Source organism: Paracoccus sp. DMF-8, assembly GCF_029309835.1.
Taxonomy (GTDB): Bacteria; Pseudomonadota; Alphaproteobacteria; order Rhodobacterales; family Rhodobacteraceae; genus Paracoccus.
The window spans coordinates 435,499-452,315 of the sequence record NZ_JARJHL010000017.1; the positions used below are offsets into that span (position 1 = coordinate 435,499).

Sequence of the window (16,817 nt, forward strand, 5' to 3'; positions counted from 1 at the left end):
TGTCACTCGACAGTCCTCAGCGGCTAAGGCAGGGCATTGACGGTCTCGGTCGGAGCAACTCCTTCCAATATGTCGTTGGTCATTTCGCAGGCCGATTAGGGCGATGTTCGCTTTTGCGGACTACGCTCCCTGTCGCGAATGACCCAATCCGCGTCGCCATAGGTAACGGCGTAGATCAGCACCTCGGCGGCATCGTCATCCACCATAAAGCCGATGACGGCTTTTCGCCCGGCCGGGATGGCACGCAGTCCGGGGACAATTTCGGTTCGGAGACTTCCCTTGTGCGGCGTGTCCCCCTGGGTAGCGATGGCGGTCTCAATCTCGGTCATCTTCCGCGCCGCGAAATCCGTCCCGGCATAATCGAGGATCCATCGTGCGATGGCGTCGAGATCACGCGCCACGAGAGGGTGGAACGAGCGGATGCATCAGATGGACCGGTTTCGGGAGGATCTTCCGAAGTGACGGATGGCTCCGACGACGATTATCCGCACCGTCGATGGGGGGCTGGTAAAGCGTTGACCAGGTGTTGACAAGAATTTGGAATGACAAAAGCCGAGCGTTATGCTCGGCTTTTAAGTCTCTGATATTACGAATTATTTTGGTTGCGGGGGCAGGATTTGAACCTGCGGCCTTCAGGTTATGAGCCGGATTTCAATGAAGACGCAAAGTTCATCTCTATCAATCTCTTAAACAAAAATGTGCTGTCTGACCGCGCTCTTGTTGACGGATCCTGGCTGCACCAAACGCTATAGCGTTGGATTCCACGCGTCAAAGCGACGTTCAAAGCGATCCTAAGGTTGAGGTGGCGTTGAGGTGCCAGGGAAATGGGCGAAATCACTTTAATCGCAGAGACGAAACCAAAAGGACGACAAACATCTCAACCGAGCTCCACCGTTCAACTCAGCAACAAAAACTTAACTATATGTTCTTAAAGCCTCCTTCTATATACCACTCACAATCACAAAGGACTGAAAACATAGCGTGTTCCCAGGAGTCCTTTCGCCTGCTACTTCTGCGTAAATGGTCGGACAGTTCATCTCTAACCGAGACCCAATCATTGTCGTCATGAAATTTCGAAAATGTCTCCTTTAGGTCGTCAAGCATGACAATAGCATTTGATGTGTAGAGCTCATTAAGCTTGAGACGGGAAAAATGACTCTTAATCTTCGCAAATGCCCTATCGCTCACACCCTCTGGCCTCCTCGCTCGAAACTCTATTTCGATAGGGCTTTCCTGGAGGATCACAAAGTCAAGCCATTGAACGCCGCTGAAATCATCGAAGTAAGGATGCATAAACTGCTTATCCTCAGCGTTTGGCATAGTATGCTTCTTTGCCTCATTGCACCTAGAGCAAATCGGTACAAGATTCAGCGGATTAACTGCATGTCGAAAATAACTAGACTTGGGCAGATGATGATCCAATGCGGTAACGGTACTTTCTGAACACATTGGACATTTTTTCCTAGGAGCAGACGCAAGCAGTCTCTCGTACTCTTCACGGCACACACCGGACTTCTTAACCAATTGATCACTGTACAGTGAAAGAAGATCATCCTTCTCAAAACTGCCCACCTTACTGGATCGAGGAAATTCTACTACACTCTCCAATTCCATAGCGGCCTGATAGGCAACATATTCCTGCTCAATGATTGGCGAAACCGCGGGGAGAAGCGCCTCTAAACGCACAGACTGCGCAGTGGCACAACGACGAAAAATCTCAAGTGGATCAATTTGCGGCCTTGGAATACTGAGCATAGTTACTTTTTATTCTTCTGCCTGATCATGGAACGCGCAAGTGCACGGGCCTCACCACCAAGTTGGCCTCCAAATGACTCCATGATCTTCTCGAAATCATCAAACTTTTCAGCGGCTTCCAAAATCATCCTGTAAAAGCCTGTATTCAACAGCTCGTGGCTGAATACTTCACGAGTCAGCTGTCCAACATTCTCACCAAATGTTTCGCCGTCTGGCCTGCATCCTACTAGGAACCGCCCAGTTCGATTCAAAATCCAGACGCAGCTGGCAGGGACTTCCTGAAGAACAACTGGAGAGTGCGTTGCAACCACAGCGACACCATTCCGCTCTCCCATTAGATATGAGACGGCGCGAACGAATGCAGAAGTCAACGGTGGATGTAGATGCGCTTCTGGCTCGTCAATTAGCGTGAGCGAGCGTTCTTCAGTTACCTCAATCAAGCGGGTAACTATCAGAAGAATAATCAAATGACCTGAACTCAGTCGGCGAAGGAGCTTATTAACATCGTTCTGCCACTTGCTTTTGTCGACGAAATCCTTCCCCGAGGCGTTCGAGAGCGACGATATCTCTGCTTCCTTGAAGAGCGGGTCGCTTTCAAGAATTTCCAGGCAAGCATGCCAGCGCTCTCGCCTAACACCCTGCAAGCACGCCTCCATACTCAGAATGAACTCGGCAAAGAGATCGTCAAAAGACTTAGGTGCGAGCGAACCATCCTTTCCATCTGCAAACTTCATCAAGCCTACATAAGAGTACTTCACACCTGCGGGCAGAGACTTTTGTGAAATCGGCCCAAATCTATCGAATGGGCTGTATGACACGAGTGAAAGTGCCGTGAAGTACTCTTGATCTGGAACCCAACCTTCGTCTCCCTCTGGCGTCTCTAAGCTACCAACTTGCTCATCACCATCTTTGATCTTGAGAACGCCTTGGATTAGCCCCCTGAATAGCGTTGTCTTCCCAACGCCATTTCGGCCGATGATAGCATGAACGTTAGTTGGGGGTGTTGTGTGCGGCCGGACGTTGAAATTTAGGCGCACATCTGATCCATGAGGGTCCTTCTGAGGAAAAAGATACGAGAAATCAAACTGACTAAGGTTTGAATTGCCAATTGCAAGCTCATGGAGACGCTCTCTCAGATGCCTCTCACCGATGTCTCTGAGTAACGATTTCCTCATTGCGGGGTGCTGAGCATAACGATCAAAGATTAGAAGATCATATGCGCAATCCCTGAGATTCTGCAGAATTTCATTTCCGATTGCCGGAGCTAGCGAGCGAACACTTTCATAATAGTTCTCCCCTTGCCCAACTGAGAAGAAGTCCTCTGGCAGTTTGGAAAAGCTCTCTGGGAGTTCCGGAGCGTTCGTCTTGTACGGCTCTTGACCAGTCTTTTGATCCTCAGAGACCATACGCTCCTGAGCAATTTTCACACTCCCAAGTGAGTGCAATTCGCCCCCTTCAGAAACGTAATAGGCCGTGAACTGGGTAACCCAATAGAACCAGTCGTTCCAGTTATCGTGTATCAGATATACCGCATTACGCTCTGGAGATTTCGGAAAATCCGCACAATAAAAGAAATTCAAAATACCTCCTTGCACACTATCCTGTGCCACTTTCGCATGAGGGCGTGCTGGATCACCGTGTCTCGCCACATGTTATCCATTCCCATGGTCAGATCAATGCTGCTTGGGAGGTTACCTGGCTCCGATGACTACTGCATGGTGCTTGATCGAGGCCTCGCCGCCGCGGGTATCTGGTTGGTTGCAGACGCTTGGACGGATTGGTGCGCTCCGACGCTAGCGGCGTCTCGGCGCTGACAGCCCGATAAGCGTTCTCGGTTATATGAAGCACACCACGCGCGCCGCAAAACATCGTAAACCGATTAGGAGCTTTATGCCCCGGTGCATTTCCGGTCTCCGCCTCCTTTCCGGTCTTCCCTCCATGCTTGCCTTGATCCAGGCGCAGATCCACGCCTCATGTCGGGACGAGCAAGATGGAGCGATGCATAGTCAAGAGGCTGAAACTGAACGAGAAAACCGTCCGTGAGGCGGCGAACCTGGGGCGGGACTACCAGATCTTCGACACGGATGTGCGGGGGTTCTCGGTCACCATCTACCCTTCCGGAAACCGGGCCTTCACGCTGGACTACCGGGTCGCCGGGCGCCAGCGGCGGATGACCATCGGGCGCTGGCCGGAATGGACCGCGACGGCCGCCCGCGAACGGGCCAAGCAGCTACGGCGCGAGATCGACGAAGGTGGCGATCCCCTCAGCCAGCGCCAGGCGGCACGGGAAGCGCCGCGGATCAGTGATCTGATCGACCGCTATCTGGCTGAACACACGCCCAACCTCGCGCCCCGCAGCGCGGCCGACCATCACACCATCATGCACAAGCTGGTCGGCCCGGACTGGAACAAGAAGCTGGTGACAGAGATCACCAAGGCCGATGTCGAGAAGCTCCTGAACAAGATCGCCGCGGGCCGAGCCCGGCCGTCGAAGGCGAAGCCAAACAACAGGGCGCGCAAGCTGCAGGGGCCGAAGCCCACGCCGGTGCGCGCCAACCGGGTGGGCGAGGTGCTGCGCAAGATGTTTTCGCTCTCCATCGAATGGGGCATGCGCACCGACAACCCGGCCAGCGGCTTTCGCCGCCGGATCGAGACGGAGCGGGAACGGTTCCTGTCGCCCGACGAGATCGCCCGTCTGGCAAAGGTGCTGGATGCGGCCGAGGACCAGCGCGCGGCCGGGATCATCCGGCTCTGCATGCTGACTGGCGCCCGGGTGGGCGAGGTGCGGCAGGCGCGGTTCGAACAGTTCAACCTCGATCTGCTCAGCTGGTCGAAGCCCGCTTCGACGACCAAGCAGCGCAAGATCCACCGCATCCCGATTTCCGACGACGTCGCGGCCATCGTCCGCCAGCGCAGCCTGCTGGTCCCGCGTGGAAATCCGTGGCTGTTCCCCGGCGACACACCCGGCCAGCCAGTCAAGGAAATCCGCCGGTTCTGGGTCGGGATCCAGAAGCAGGCCAACCTGCCCGGTGTCCGGATCCACGACCTGCGTCACACTTTCGCGTCTCTCCTTGTCAGCGGCGGGGCCTCGCTCGAAATGATCGGCAAGCTGCTGGGCCATTCGCAGATGACGACGACCCAGCGGTATGCGCATCTGATGGACTCGCCCCTCCGCCACGGGGTGAATGTCGTCGCCAGCATCTTCCGGCCGCGGCCGCAGCTAGTCCATGACGCCGACCAGAGCAGAAAAGCGCCTGATCGCGGCGCGCGGCCGGTCAGTCCCGCTCGCGCAGCACCCGCCAGATCGGCGCGATCTTCTTGCGAGTTGTGCTTTCCTCGGGAATGTCGCCGTTCGGCGAGTTCTGGGCGAACCAGTCCTGCACCTCATTGATCAGTTCGCCCTGCGTCGCGGGCAGGCCCTGTTCGTTAATGCGGCGGAACAGCATCAGGTTCACCTCTTCCCAATCGTATCGAGGCGCGGATCCCGGCGGGGATGCCGGGCGCCGCAGCAGATCGCGCTCGTCCTCGAACTTGTGGACCTCGTCGGCCAAGAGCAGCAGGTCGGTGATCTTCACCAGCACCCCATCGGTCGGGTCGGTGATGAACTGCCACTCGGTGGTTCCGGGCAGCCGGATCCGGTAGACGCGGCATTCCTCGTCGCTCGGCCCATGGCGACGGAACATCCGCATCATGTCGGCCGCGCTCACCTCGTACGATTCCCGCCACGGGCTGCCTGCCGCAGATGACCGAGGCGATGCTGGTGTTCAGCGAGAGAAGACCGGTCGCGGACCACCCGGCGACATCGGCAGCAGTGCAACCCCAGCGAGCAGAAATCTCGGTCAGGGAATAGAAGGGGCGGGGCGGCAGGTTCATCGCGGCGGTCTCCTTTCTGCAATCGATAAATCCCAGGTCAGAAAGGCATGCGGCAGGGATGCTGTTTGCAAACAGAGACTTGTCGGCGCGTGTTTGGATGTCGGCACCATTTCCCCGCCCCTCCCACAAGGCGTGCGTTATTGTTCGGGCTGGATTGCCCGTCATTGGCCGTCGGGGATCATGGGAATCGCCTTGATCTGACGGTTTCAGGCTACTCGCCTTTCGCGCGAATTTGCACTATCTCACCCTGACAGGTTCGGTCAGGGATCAAGAAGTGTGAACAAGCGTCTGGGCAAGGCCATCGACATCATGCGGCTGGCAGAAGTGGCCGCCGCGCAGGCGGACGGAATCAGCCTGGTGCAGATCACCGAGACCTTCGGCGTGAACCTGCGCACCGCGCAGCGCATGTCGAAGGCGCTGGAGGCAGCCTTTCCCATGGTCGAGACCCGCATCGACAAGGACCGGCGCAAGTGGTGGAAACTGAACGAGCAGAAACTGCTCCATGGGCAGGGCATTCGGGACAGCGAATTGTCGGCGCTGGAGATGGGCATTCGCCGCGCCGAGCGGGACGGTGCCGCAACCGAGGTTTCGGCGCTGACCTCGCTGCGGGACCGGCTTCTTGCCACCATGCCATCCTCCCACGCACGCCGCGCCGAGGCGGATGCTGAGGCGGTGCTGGAAGCCCGTGGCCATGCCTGCCGCCCCGGGCCGCGAGCCAAGTACGATCCCATAACCCTCGGGACCATCGACGCGGCGCTGAAGGGTCCGTTCACGATGCAGATCGACTATGCCGGGGCACAGGACGCCAGCCCGCGAACGCGGCAGATCGAACCCTATGGCGTGCTGTTCGGCATGCGTGGCTACCTGATCGCCCGCGAGATCGGGAACGGGTCAAGCTTCCGGCATTTCCGACTCGACCGGATCCGCAAGGCTCAGCTGATGGCGTCGTCCTTCAAGCGCGATCCGGATTTCGACCTGCGCGCCCATGCCGCCCGCGCCTTCGGCTCGTTTCACTCGGAGGCAGAGTTGGCCCCGGTCGAATGGCGGTTCTCGCCTGCGGCGGCGCCTGTTGCGCGCGACTTCCTGTTTCATCCCGACCAGGAGGTGACGACCGAGGGCGACGGCAGCCTGACCGTCCGCTTCACAGCCGGAGGGTGGCTCGAGATGGCCTGGCACCTCTGCAGTGGGGCGACACCGTCGAGGTGCTCTCGCCGCCCGAACTGCGGGCCATGGTCGAGGCGCACCGCCGACCGGACTTCCCCGCCCTACCCCGACACCGCACCGCCGGAACGGCAGCGTCCCGTTCCGGCCCACCGTCGCAGCCATGTGTCGATGATTGCGGATCAGCGCGGCGATCCGCGCCAATCCGCAGAATCAACGCGCGCACAATCACCGGAAATGGCGGAATGGCGCTGGGCGCATCTGCAATTCCGGTTTCCGGGCAGGCCAGCAATCCCCAATGAAACTTGGGCCGGAATGGCCCTTTGCCTGTCAGTTCCGGTCTCCGCCTAGGTTCCGGTCCCACCGCTCTGCTTGCCTCGCCCCGTCTCCGGCATCGACCGGGATCTGGATGGGAGTACGAGATGCAGACCACGACCGCTGCCCCCGAGGGCCAGCCCCTGAACCTCCTCGCGGACTGGATCAGCCGCGACCAGCTTGCGGGTGAGTTGGGCGTTGCCAGCGACACCCTCGCCAGGTGGGAAGCCCGCCACGAAGGCCCGCCCTGCACCCGCATCGGGCGCAAGGTGTTCTATCGGCGCACCTCGGTCGAGGCGTGGATCCGCGCGCAGGAGCAGGTCCGCCCCGCGCCGAAAACCCGGGGGCGGCGCTGATGGCCGCCCCACATCGCCCCGCCCGGCGCCCTGCTGTCGATCCCGCCCGGCGCGCGCAGCGTCTGGCCGAGGCGCGCACCGTCGTCGCCAATGTCGCGCACCATTCCGACCACCTCGTCCGCCTTGCCTGTCAGGTGCTGACTACCCACGGCCAGTCGGAACGCGAACGCCGCGATGCCCGGGCCTTGCTCTTTGCGGTCGAGGCCCGATGCCCGGCCCGCCATCGCCGCGCGCAGGGCCTCGACCCAGAGGTCCGCCGATGAAGCGGCGCGGAACTCCCGAGGCCGATTTGCAGCGCGCCGTCGTGCAGGCGCTGCGCATCGCGCTGCCCCGCTCGGCCATCATCCATCACTGCGCCAACGAGGTGACGGAGGCCGGGCCCCGCGGAGCCAAGCGCCAGGCGATCCTTGTCGGTATGGGCGTCCATGCTGGTTTCGCCGATCTGATGGTGCTCTGCGACGGCCGCGTGCTGTTCCTCGAGCTGAAGGCGCCGAAAGGGCGGCTGCGGCCGGAACAGGAGGCATTCCGCGATGCTGTTCTGGCGCAGGGGTTCGGCTGGGCGCTGGTGCGCAGTCTCGACGACGCGCTGGGCGCGCTGGCCGATCACGGCTTCACCACGCGGATCGCCCCTGCCCCGCGGAGGCCCGCGCCATGAGCCACGAGGCCACCAACTGGGCCATCAAGCAGCGCGGGTTGAAGCCCACGACCAAGATCGTGCTCTGGCACCTCTGCGATCGGTTCAACCCCGACTACGGCTGCTTCCCCTCGCAGGACCGGCTGGCGCATGACTGCGAGATCAGCCGGTCGACGCTGAACGATCATCTTGGCCAGCTCGAAGCCGTGGGCCTGCTGCGGCGGGTGCCGCGGCTCGATCCCGTGACCAAGCGCCAGCTGCCGACACGCTACATCCTGGGGTTCGAGCCCTGGCTTCACACCTGTAGCTGCGGTGCCGTGTCCGGAAATCGGACACGGGGAGGATCGCGGCGCGGGAATCTCCGACATGGCGGCGGGTTCGCACGCCGACGTTGGGTCGGAAGCGCTGCCGTGTCCGGATTTCGGACACGGGGAGGATGCCGGAGCCGTGTCCGATTTTCCGGACGAGCCGTGTCCGGAAAATGCCGAAAGCCGTGTCCGGATTTCGGACACTAACCCTGTAAGGGAACCTCTAAGGAAACCAGTAAAGGAGGAGGAGGGCGCGCAGGCGCGCGCGGCGATCTCCGATGAGGTTTTCGGAGAGCTGCTCGCGGCGCTGGGCCTCGATCCCGCCGCCCTGCCCGGCTGGTGGCAAGGCTGGCCGCCCCGGCTGCACGTCCAGCGCTGGCGCCACGAGCTGGGGCTGACCGAGGCGGAGATCATCGAAACGGCCGAGGCCAGCCGCCAGGAGCATCCCGAACCGCCCGATGGGCCGAAGGCGCTGGACCGCGCCATGCAGCGCGCCGCCCAGCGCAAGGTCGAGGATGCAGGCAGGAAACGGCGGACGCCCAAGACACCCCCTGCCCCGGCAGCGAAGCCGATCACCGACCTGCCCGCCTTCTACGCCGATCTGGTCAACTCCGACCGGTATTCGCCGGTCAGCGCGATCAGCAACACGATGCGCGATGCCATGCTGGCCCGGGGGCTGGTCACGGCCGAGCGCCTGCGCGAACGAGGGGTGCGGTGAATGGCATGGTGTCACGTCCCCGGCACGGACTGTCCCTCTGCGCAGGCGGCGGAGGCCTTGATCTGGGCCTCATGCTCGCCGAGCCAAGCCATCACACCCGCGCCTTCGTCGAATGGGAGGACTGGCCCCGCACTGTCCTCATCGCCGCCCAGCGCGCAGGATACTTCGCCCTGGCCCCGATCTGGACCGACCTGCGCAGCTTTGACGCCCGACCGTTCCGCGGCGCCTTCGATGCCGTCCTCGCAGGATATCCCCGCCAGCCCTTCAGCGCGGCCGGAAAGCGTGGCGGCGCCGGCGACCCCCGTCACCTCTGGCCCGATGTTGCCCGCGTCATCGGCGAATGCCGTCCCGAATGGGTCTTCCTCGAAAACGTCGCCGGTCAGGTCACCCTCGGCCTCGAGACCGTCCTGCGAGAGCTTTGGGGATTGGGCCACAGGCCTGCGGCGGGCCTGTTCTCGGCGGCAGAGGTCGGCGCGCCGCACGAGCGGCTGCGCATCTTCATCCTGGCCCACACCGATGAGCCTGCATCCCGGCACCGGCCGCTACAACCCGGCGGGGAACAGCGACTTCACCCGGAAGGCCGAGGCGCTGGCGCTGGGCATCGCGAAGGCCCTGCCGAACCACTGGCCGACCCCGGCCGCGCAGAACTGGAAGGGCAGCAGCGAGGCCAGCATCATCCGCACGGACGGCAAGTCCCGGATGGACCTGCTGCACTACCGGGCGGAGCAGGGCTTCATCCGCCCGGCCCCGGCGACCTTCCCGGATGGGCCACGGTCCTCGCATCACGCCCCGATCTCGCGCCCGCTCTGGGCTTCGATGATTGCCTCGCATGGGCGCGTCGTCTCGCGGCGGATCCTGAAGGGCAGGTCGCGGCGGCGGCTGAACCCGCTCTTCGTCGGATGGCTGATGGGCTGGCCCATCGGGCACGCGCTCTGCGCCTGCTCGGCAACGGAGTTCACCCTCTGGCAGCGGCACATGCGTGGCGCGCTCTCGCAGCTGCCCATGGCCTCGGGCCCGTGGATCTGGCGGCCGACGGACAATGCCCAGCGCCCGGCGCAGATGGATTTCCTTGAAGGATTGCAGCCATGAGCTTCCACGGCCGCGTCAGCGGCACCAGGATCAAGCGCGCGCTGGGCGTGCAGGCGGCGCTGGAATGGGCGTTCCGGATCGAACAGGCGCAACTGGAACTACCTCTCCCCCCGGACGTCACCGAGGAAGGCTTCGGCTTCGGCCTCGAATACGTCCTGCTGCAGCGCGCGGTGCTCGGCTGCAAGATCGACGGCGGCCAGCACAAGATCGGCGGCTACACCCATGAGGATGCCGAGGTGATCGCCGCAACTGTCGCATGGATCCCCGATAGCCTCGGCGGCAAGCGCATGGCAATCCGCGTCGCCGAACTGGCGCGCGCCGGGCTGACCCCGGACTGGATGCCGGGCGCTGTCCCGCGCTGCGTGCCGACCATCGTGAAGCAGAACCAGCATGGCACGCATGCGGGCGCCATCGTCGTAAGGACGGAGCGTATCCGCGTGCGCGGCCCGGGCGCACGCGCCACGTGGAAGACCATCGACATCCTCGCCTGCCCGGTCACCTTCTCTCCGCATCCGCAGCAGATCGAGGCCGCCCGGCGCGGCTATGACGACTGGCGGCAGGCACTCGGCTGGGTCAGAGAGGGGCTGATCGCAGGCGGGATGCTGCGGGAGGTTGAGGTGACGGCAGCGATGCCAAAGGCGAATCCATGGCTGAGGGTGCGTTCATCCGGGTAAGGGATGGTTATTGCCTTTTGGCACATAATGACTATCTTGATGCCAAAGGAGAACAACCATGCAGTTCGCCACGGTCCAGCCGATCATCGCGCGCCCCGACCTTCCCGTCATCACCGACGAGGAAGCGGCCGCTCTGGCACGCACCACCGTCAACCTGTTCCGCGCCCTGGGCCTGACGGATGGCGAGGCGCGCGTTCTCTTGGGTGACATGGCGCAGCGCACCTGGGCGCGCTGGAAGGTTGGCGACATCGGGCGCATCGACCGTGATCTGCGCGCGCGGATGGCGATCCTGATGGGCATCCACAAGGCGCTGCGTTACCTCTTCACCGAGCCTGCCCGCGGCTATGCGTGGATCCGCAAGCCCAGCACGGCCTTCGGTGGTCGCAGCGCGCTGGACATCATGTTGTGTGGCGAGATCACCGACCTGATCGACCTGCGCGCCTATCTGGATGCCGAACGGGGTGCCTGGTGAATGTGCCTCTCCGCCGCGTGACATGGCCACGCACTGTCCGCATCATCCGCTCCATCCACCCGCCCATCGACCTGTTCGAAGACATCGCCGACCCCGCCGATTGGGAGGCGCTGGCCTCGGCCGAGGCCAAGTTCAACCCGCGCATCCGCGACAGTATCGGTGATCTGTCGAAGGTGCCGGTCGCGCGCCGCGTGACCGGGCCCGGCGCCAGCTGGGTGATGGCACCCTTCGTCCACTGCTCGCCCCTACGGCCGGGGCGGTTCTCGGACGGCAGCTTCGGCCTCTACTATGCGGGCGACCGCACCGAGGTCGCCATCGCCGAAACCATCCATCACCACGCCCGCTTCATGCGTGCGACGAACGAGGCCCTCGGCTGGACCTCTCAGTTCCGCGAACTGATCGGGTCCGTGGATGCCGATCTGGACGACGCCACCGGCCGCGCCGACCTGCTGGACCCAGACGACTACCGCGCCTCGCAGGTCTTCGGGGCCGAGCGGCGCGCGGCCGGGTCGAACGGCATCACCCGCTCCAGCATCCGCTTCCCGACGGCCAGTGCATCGCCGTCTTCTGGCCCGACGTGATCCCGATCCCCACCCAAGGCGCGCATTTCGCCTATCACTGGAACGGCGAGGCGGTGGATTTCGTCAAGCAGCTGGACAGTGGCGAGGTGTGGCACGTCACATGACCCTGTCAAAAACGGTCAGCCTCAATCCGCATTCATCAACTTTGGGCTGCATTTCGCCTGAAAACTCCTTAGCTTGGCCCAAACAGCCGATGTCCCCAAAGGTTCCCTATGTCCGATTCCCTGCGTGATCTTGTCCTTGCCCATATTCCGGAAGACGGCTCTGCCATTGGCAATGGTGCCCTGATCGCGCGGCTGCGGGAGATTGTCCCGAACCTCTCGGACGAGGACTATGCCGCTGCCAAAGACTCGCTGGTGGATGAGGGCATCCTTGGCAAGGGCAAGGGGCGCGGCGGGTCGGTTTACCTGATCACCGAAGATGACGAGGACGAGGATCAGGACGACGATTTCGAACTGACCCCCACAGACGAACCCGCCCCCAAAGCCAAACGCGCGGCGGCCAAGACCAAGGCCGCGCCGCGCAAATCCGGGGAACCGGCGCAGGTCATCAGCTATCGCCACACCGACACGCGGGTGAACAACCCCGAGGTCGGCATGGTCCACCCCGACAACGACCCCGACCAGCCAAAGACGGTCTGGGCCTATGACCCGCACCTTGACCCTGCGCTGATGTTCGACAGCCAGCGCGCCCGGGTGGAAAAGCTGATCGACGATGCACTCGCCTCAGACGATCCGGCTACCATGAAGGACGCGCTGGCGGAACTGCGCGCGTTGCAGGCGCCTTATCTCAACTGGGCGGGCAAGGCAGAGCGGACGAGCTTTCAGGTCGATACCGTATCGCTGCATGTCCATGAACGGGTGGACCCGGCGACGATCCTCGCCAATGCGCGCAAGCGGTTGAAGGGCGAGGCGAAGGCGGCCGAGGTATGGCGTCAGGCCGATCTGTTCGCCGCCCCGTTCGAAAACCTGCCGCTGCGGCAGGCGCTGGATTTCTACCACCATGAAAAGGGCTGGTCGAACCGGCTGATCGCGGGCGACAGCCTGCTGGTGATGAACTCGCTCTTGCAGAAAGAGGCGATGGCTGGCCGGGTGCAGATGATCTACATCGACCCGCCCTATGGCATCAAATACGGATCGAACTTTCAGCCCTTCACGAACAAGCGCGACGTGAAGGACGGCGCGGATGCCGACCTGACCCAGGAACCCGAGATGATCAAGGCGTTCCGGGACACTTGGGAACTGGGCATCCATTCCTACCTGACCTATCTGCGCGACCGACTTTGGTTGGCCAAGGAGTTGCTGCACGAGAGCGGGTCAGTCTTCGTGCAGATTTCCGATGAGAACCTGCATCATGTTGCCGAAGTCGTCGCCGAGGTCTTCGGTGCAGAGAACTATCTAAATGTAATTCCGTTCACCAAGACCAGCGGTGTGACGACGAAGTTCTTAGCCAGCAATGTTGATTTCCTAGTTTGGTATGCAAAGGACAAGGGCAAGGCCAAGTTCAACCAGCTTTATTTCGAGAAGTCTGCCGAGGCCGGAACCGCCAAGAACTATGGATGGATCGAGCAAGCCAATGGAGACAGGCGCGGTCAGAGCAAACAAGAAAAAATGGACCCTTCGCTCCTGCCTGACGGAGCAATCGTCTATAAGCCCGACAACATAGCGAGTCAGGGCAACCCTGCGGACCCCTTCGTCTATCAAGGCAAGCAATACGCGCAGGAATGGAAAACAAACGAAGTCGGAAGGCAGAGACTGGCCAAAGCAAACCGTCTTCACGTTGCGAAGAACAGCCTGCAGTATGTAAGGTATCTCACTGATTTTCCATGCATCGCCCACACACAGCTTTGGGACGATATGCAGACGGGAAGCTTCACAGAAGACAAAGTCTACGCAGTTCAAACGGCGGAAAAGGTCATTGAGCGGTGCCTATTGATGACCACCGATCCAGGAGACCTTGTCCTTGATCCAACCTGTGGCTCGGGAACTACTGCCATTGTCGCCGAGAAATGGGGCAGGCGCTGGATCACCTGCGACACCAGCCGGGTGGCGATAACTCTGGCCAAACAAAGGCTTATGACGGCGAGTTTCGACTATTTCCGTCTTCGTTTCCCCCACGAAGGGCTAAAGGGTGGCTTTGTGTATCAGACAGTTCCGCACATCATGTTGCGGTCGATTGCAACCAACATCGAGATCGACACGATTTTCGACGAGCGGCACCCCGCCATCGCCACGGCGCTGGCGGCGCTGAACGCCACCCTCACCACCGCCCTGCCCTTTCGCCCCGCTCAAGGCGCGCGCAGCGGGAAGCCCGTCACCTTCACCAAGGGCGAGCGGCTGGAGGAATGGGAGGTGCCCTTTGACCTGCCCGACGACTGGGCCCGCGTGCCGCTGCCGAACCCTTCGCCGCGTTCCACGCCGCGCGGCAGGCGATGCAGGCCGCGATGGATGCCAGCATCAAGGCCCACGCCGATCAGGAAACGCTGTACGACAGGCCTGAGCTAGACAAGACCCGGCTGCGCATCACAGGCCCGTTCAGCGTTGAGGCCGTGCCAGCCCCATCGGTCCTGTCGCTGTGATGATGACCGCCCCGGACCAAGCCGATGCCACGGTCGCGCGGCTCAGGCGAAACCTCGCGCCAGACGCAATGGCGCGATGAGCTGGTCCGCACCGGCCTGCGCGCCAAGGGCGGCGCGATGCTGAAGATCACCGATCTTGCAGGCTCGTCCCTGGCGTCGCACTATCCATGCATCAGGCACAGTTGCCGACACCGGGCGAGCGGGTCGTTGTCAGCTTCGGCCCGGAACATGCCGCGCTTGAACAGAAGCAGGTTGAGCGCGCAATCGAGGATGCCCAGACTCTAGTGCCCAAACCCAAGTTCGTGGTCTTCTGCGCATTTACCTTCGATCCGGAGGCGGCGAAAGATATCGACGAGACTCAACTGGCCGGGCGTCACCTTGCTCAAGGCCCAGATGAACACCGATTTGCTGACCGAGGACCTGAAAAAGGCCCGGACATCCAACCAGAGTCGTTCTGGCTGATGGGGCAGCCCGAGGTGGAACTGACGCAGGCTGGCGATAACTGGCAGGTAGAGGTCACACTGGCTTCGACTATTTCGATCCCCGCGCACAGGCGACACTTGTAGCGAGCGGCGGGTCGAAGAACATCTCCATGTGGTCGCTCGACACCGACTATGACGGGCGCAGCCTGATGCCACATCAGGTGTTCTTCCCGATGGCCGGTGCGAAGGACGGCTGGAACCGCCTTGAAAAGACGATCCGCGCCGAACTGGATGAGGACTTGCTGGAGCAGTTCCACGGCACAGTCTCCCTGCCGTTCGAGGCGGGTGACCATCGCCGGGTCGCGGTAAAGATCGTGGATGACTCGGGGCATCGAAAGTCACTCAAGATCATGCGACCTGGAGTGACGACGGTGACAAAGCCGCAGGATGGCAAACCAAAGTCGCTTATCATCAACTACGCCCTTCGTCTGCCCCGCCCAGCACTGGGCGCCGAGAGCCGGACGGCATGCTGGAGATCATGCCCGAGCGCCGCCCCGCGAGCTACGAGGTGTTCGACGCCGCGCAACAACACCAGGCGGGCGGAGAACGCTGGACCTGGTCGAACACGATCCGAGGCCGGGTGGATGCAATGGCGTGCGCGGGCTGGATCCCGGCGTGACCATCGTCACGCGGCGATCTGCTTGAACACTGGCACGACCAGACCGAGGGCGTCGGGCGCTATCCATTCTACTTCTGCCAGCTGGAGGCGATCGAGACGCTGATCTGGTGCAGTCGAAGCGGCGGAAGAATACAAGCAGGGAATACGTCGTGCCCGGGCGATGGCGGGCCGTGGCAACGCCTGTGCAACAAGATGGCGACCGGTGCAGGCAAGACCACGGTGATGGCCATGATCATCACGTGGCAGGTGCTGAACGCCCTGACCTACCCGAAGCGGAACAAGGATTTCAGTCGGGCCGATCTTTATCGTGGCGCCGGGTCTGACGGTGAAGGAGCGGCTGCAGGTGCTGATGCCCAGCGCGGGCAGCTATTACGACGAGTTCAACCTGTGCCCGTCAGAGGCGCTGACGGCCAGAAGCTGAACCAGGCCGAGGTCCGGATCGAGAACTGGCACACGCTGATGCCTGCGGCTCGAAGCCGAAGCGTTCGGTGGTCAAGAAGGGCGCCGAGTCCGACGAGGCATTTACCCGCCGCGTTCTCGGCAAGCTGGCGGCGCACTTTAAAGACATCGTGGTGATCAACGACGAGGCGCACCACGCCTACCGGAAGCCCGCCGAGGCTGAAGATCAGCAAGAAGGCCGGCCGCCGAAGCCGGGATCGACCTGGACGAGGCGACACGCTGGATCGAGGGGCTGGACCGGCTGCACAAGACGCGCCGCATCCAGCGGTGCTTTGACCTCTCGGCCACGCCGTTTGCGCCGACCGGCAAGGCCAGCACCGATACCGCGCTGTTCGACTGGATCGTCTCGGATTTCGGCCTGAACGACGCGATTGAGGCCGGGCTGGTCAAGACGCCGCGCGTCGTGGTGCGGGACGACGCGATGCCCGACAGCGACGACCCTGCGGTCGAAGCTCTATCATCATCTACCGGGACCCAGTCTGTGGCGGAAGACCTGAACCGCGTAAGGCCGAGCCGCACGAGGCGCTGCCGAAGCTGGTGCAGGACGCCTACACAATCGCTTGGCGCCGACTGGCGCGCAACAGCTCAGCGCCAGTGGGCCAGACAGCAAGCACCACTCGCCGCCCGTGATGCTGACGGTCTGCAACCGGACGGAAACCGCGGCGCGCGATCGAGCACTACTTCAATCAGGGCGACGTGCACTGGCAGGAACTGTCCTGGCCCATGCAGACCCTTCGCGTCGA

18 protein-coding genes and 1 pseudogene are annotated in these 16,817 nt (G+C 62.1%); 14 read left to right on the forward strand and 5 right to left on the reverse strand.

Annotation, left to right across the window (positions count from 1 at the left end):
* Positions 1-95: 95 nt before the first annotated feature.
* From PE067_RS20225 to PE067_RS20235, 3 genes are all read right to left on the reverse strand, one after another.
* Positions 96-401 carry a type II toxin-antitoxin system RelE/ParE family toxin gene (locus PE067_RS20225; protein WP_276191545.1) on the reverse strand — a complete coding sequence of 102 codons (306 nt, stop codon included), beginning with the start codon at positions 399-401 and terminating at the stop codon, positions 96-98.
* 517 nt (positions 402-918) lie between these two features.
* The gene (locus PE067_RS20230; RefSeq protein WP_276191547.1) at positions 919-1,686 is read right to left on the reverse strand and encodes a hypothetical protein; all 768 of its coding nucleotides are present in this window, start codon (positions 1,684-1,686) and stop codon (positions 919-921) included.
* A gap of 71 nt (positions 1,687-1,757) precedes the next feature.
* Entirely contained in the window at positions 1,758-3,335 is a 1,578-nt protein-coding gene (locus PE067_RS20235; protein ID WP_276191548.1) for an AAA family ATPase, read from the reverse strand.
* A 422-nt stretch (positions 3,336-3,757) separates the two neighbouring features.
* Between PE067_RS20235 and PE067_RS20240 the strand changes: the two genes are divergently transcribed.
* Positions 3,758-5,146, forward strand: a complete 1,389-nt coding sequence (locus PE067_RS20240) for a site-specific integrase (RefSeq protein WP_276191610.1) — start codon at positions 3,758-3,760, stop codon at positions 5,144-5,146.
* On the opposite strand, the gene PE067_RS20245 is transcribed toward PE067_RS20240, so the two are convergent.
* Positions 5,031-5,462 (reverse strand): hypothetical protein, encoded by a 432-nt coding sequence (locus PE067_RS20245; RefSeq protein ID WP_276191549.1) that lies wholly within the window; start codon positions 5,460-5,462, stop codon positions 5,031-5,033. The genes PE067_RS20240 and PE067_RS20245 overlap by 116 nt on opposite strands.
* A gap of 442 nt (positions 5,463-5,904) precedes the next feature.
* Here PE067_RS20245 and PE067_RS20250 point away from each other — a divergent pair, with 442 nt between their 5' ends.
* The 6 genes from PE067_RS20250 to PE067_RS22045 all read left to right on the forward strand — a co-directional run bounded on the left by PE067_RS20250 (position 5,905) and on the right by PE067_RS22045 (position 9,120).
* Positions 5,905-7,140 carry a WYL domain-containing protein gene (locus tag PE067_RS20250; RefSeq protein ID WP_276191550.1) on the forward strand — a complete coding sequence of 412 codons (1,236 nt, stop codon included), beginning with the start codon at positions 5,905-5,907 and terminating at the stop codon, positions 7,138-7,140.
* A 71-nt stretch (positions 7,141-7,211) separates the two neighbouring features.
* Positions 7,212-7,460 (forward strand): helix-turn-helix domain-containing protein, encoded by a 249-nt coding sequence (locus PE067_RS20255; protein ID WP_043133696.1) that lies wholly within the window; start codon positions 7,212-7,214, stop codon positions 7,458-7,460.
* Positions 7,460-7,723: a hypothetical protein gene (locus tag PE067_RS20260; RefSeq protein ID WP_276191552.1), complete on the forward strand. Its 264-nt coding sequence runs from the start codon at positions 7,460-7,462 to the stop codon at positions 7,721-7,723. Before PE067_RS20255 ends, PE067_RS20260 begins: the two co-directional genes overlap by 1 nt.
* Positions 7,720-8,115, forward strand: coding sequence for a VRR-NUC domain-containing protein (locus PE067_RS20265; RefSeq protein WP_276191553.1), 396 nt, complete (start codon positions 7,720-7,722; stop codon positions 8,113-8,115). Before PE067_RS20260 ends, PE067_RS20265 begins: the two co-directional genes overlap by 4 nt.
* Complete coding sequence (locus PE067_RS22040; RefSeq protein ID WP_346429738.1) at positions 8,112-8,609, forward strand: helix-turn-helix domain-containing protein; 498 nt, start codon at positions 8,112-8,114, stop codon at positions 8,607-8,609. The genes PE067_RS20265 and PE067_RS22040 overlap by 4 nt, the downstream gene beginning before the upstream one ends.
* The gene (locus PE067_RS22045) at positions 8,542-9,120 is read left to right on the forward strand and encodes a hypothetical protein (RefSeq protein WP_346429739.1); all 579 of its coding nucleotides are present in this window, start codon (positions 8,542-8,544) and stop codon (positions 9,118-9,120) included. Before PE067_RS22040 ends, PE067_RS22045 begins: the two co-directional genes overlap by 68 nt.
* Positions 9,121-9,131: 11 nt before the next feature.
* Here PE067_RS22045 and PE067_RS20275 read toward each other — a convergent pair whose 3' ends face one another.
* On the reverse strand, positions 9,132-9,554 hold the full coding sequence (locus PE067_RS20275; RefSeq protein ID WP_276191554.1) for a hypothetical protein: 423 nt from the start codon (positions 9,552-9,554) through the stop codon (positions 9,132-9,134).
* An 82-nt stretch (positions 9,555-9,636) separates the two neighbouring features.
* Here PE067_RS20275 and PE067_RS20280 point away from each other — a divergent pair, with 82 nt between their 5' ends.
* The 7 genes and pseudogenes from PE067_RS20280 to PE067_RS20310 all read left to right on the forward strand — a co-directional run bounded on the left by PE067_RS20280 (position 9,637) and on the right by PE067_RS20310 (position 15,615).
* The gene (locus PE067_RS20280) at positions 9,637-10,209 is read left to right on the forward strand and encodes a DNA methyltransferase (protein ID WP_276191555.1); all 573 of its coding nucleotides are present in this window, start codon (positions 9,637-9,639) and stop codon (positions 10,207-10,209) included.
* Complete coding sequence (locus tag PE067_RS20285) at positions 10,206-10,883, forward strand: hypothetical protein (protein WP_276191556.1); 678 nt, start codon at positions 10,206-10,208, stop codon at positions 10,881-10,883. Before PE067_RS20280 ends, PE067_RS20285 begins: the two co-directional genes overlap by 4 nt.
* Positions 10,884-10,941: 58 nt before the next feature.
* Positions 10,942-11,355: an MbcA/ParS/Xre antitoxin family protein gene (locus PE067_RS20290; protein ID WP_276191557.1), complete on the forward strand. Its 414-nt coding sequence runs from the start codon at positions 10,942-10,944 to the stop codon at positions 11,353-11,355.
* Between the two features lie 2 nt (positions 11,356-11,357).
* A pseudogene (locus tag PE067_RS20295) lies at positions 11,358-12,040 on the forward strand (RES family NAD+ phosphorylase).
* A gap of 108 nt (positions 12,041-12,148) precedes the next feature.
* The gene (locus tag PE067_RS20300) at positions 12,149-14,440 is read left to right on the forward strand and encodes a site-specific DNA-methyltransferase (protein WP_276191559.1); all 2,292 of its coding nucleotides are present in this window, start codon (positions 12,149-12,151) and stop codon (positions 14,438-14,440) included.
* Positions 14,441-14,681: 241 nt separating this feature from the next.
* A complete protein-coding gene (locus PE067_RS20305; protein WP_276191560.1) occupies positions 14,682-15,080 on the forward strand; it encodes a hypothetical protein in 399 nt (132 codons plus the stop codon).
* A gap of 382 nt (positions 15,081-15,462) precedes the next feature.
* Positions 15,463-15,615, forward strand: a complete 153-nt coding sequence (locus PE067_RS20310; protein ID WP_276191561.1) for a hypothetical protein — start codon at positions 15,463-15,465, stop codon at positions 15,613-15,615.
* The last annotated feature ends 1,202 nt before the right edge of the window (positions 15,616-16,817 follow it).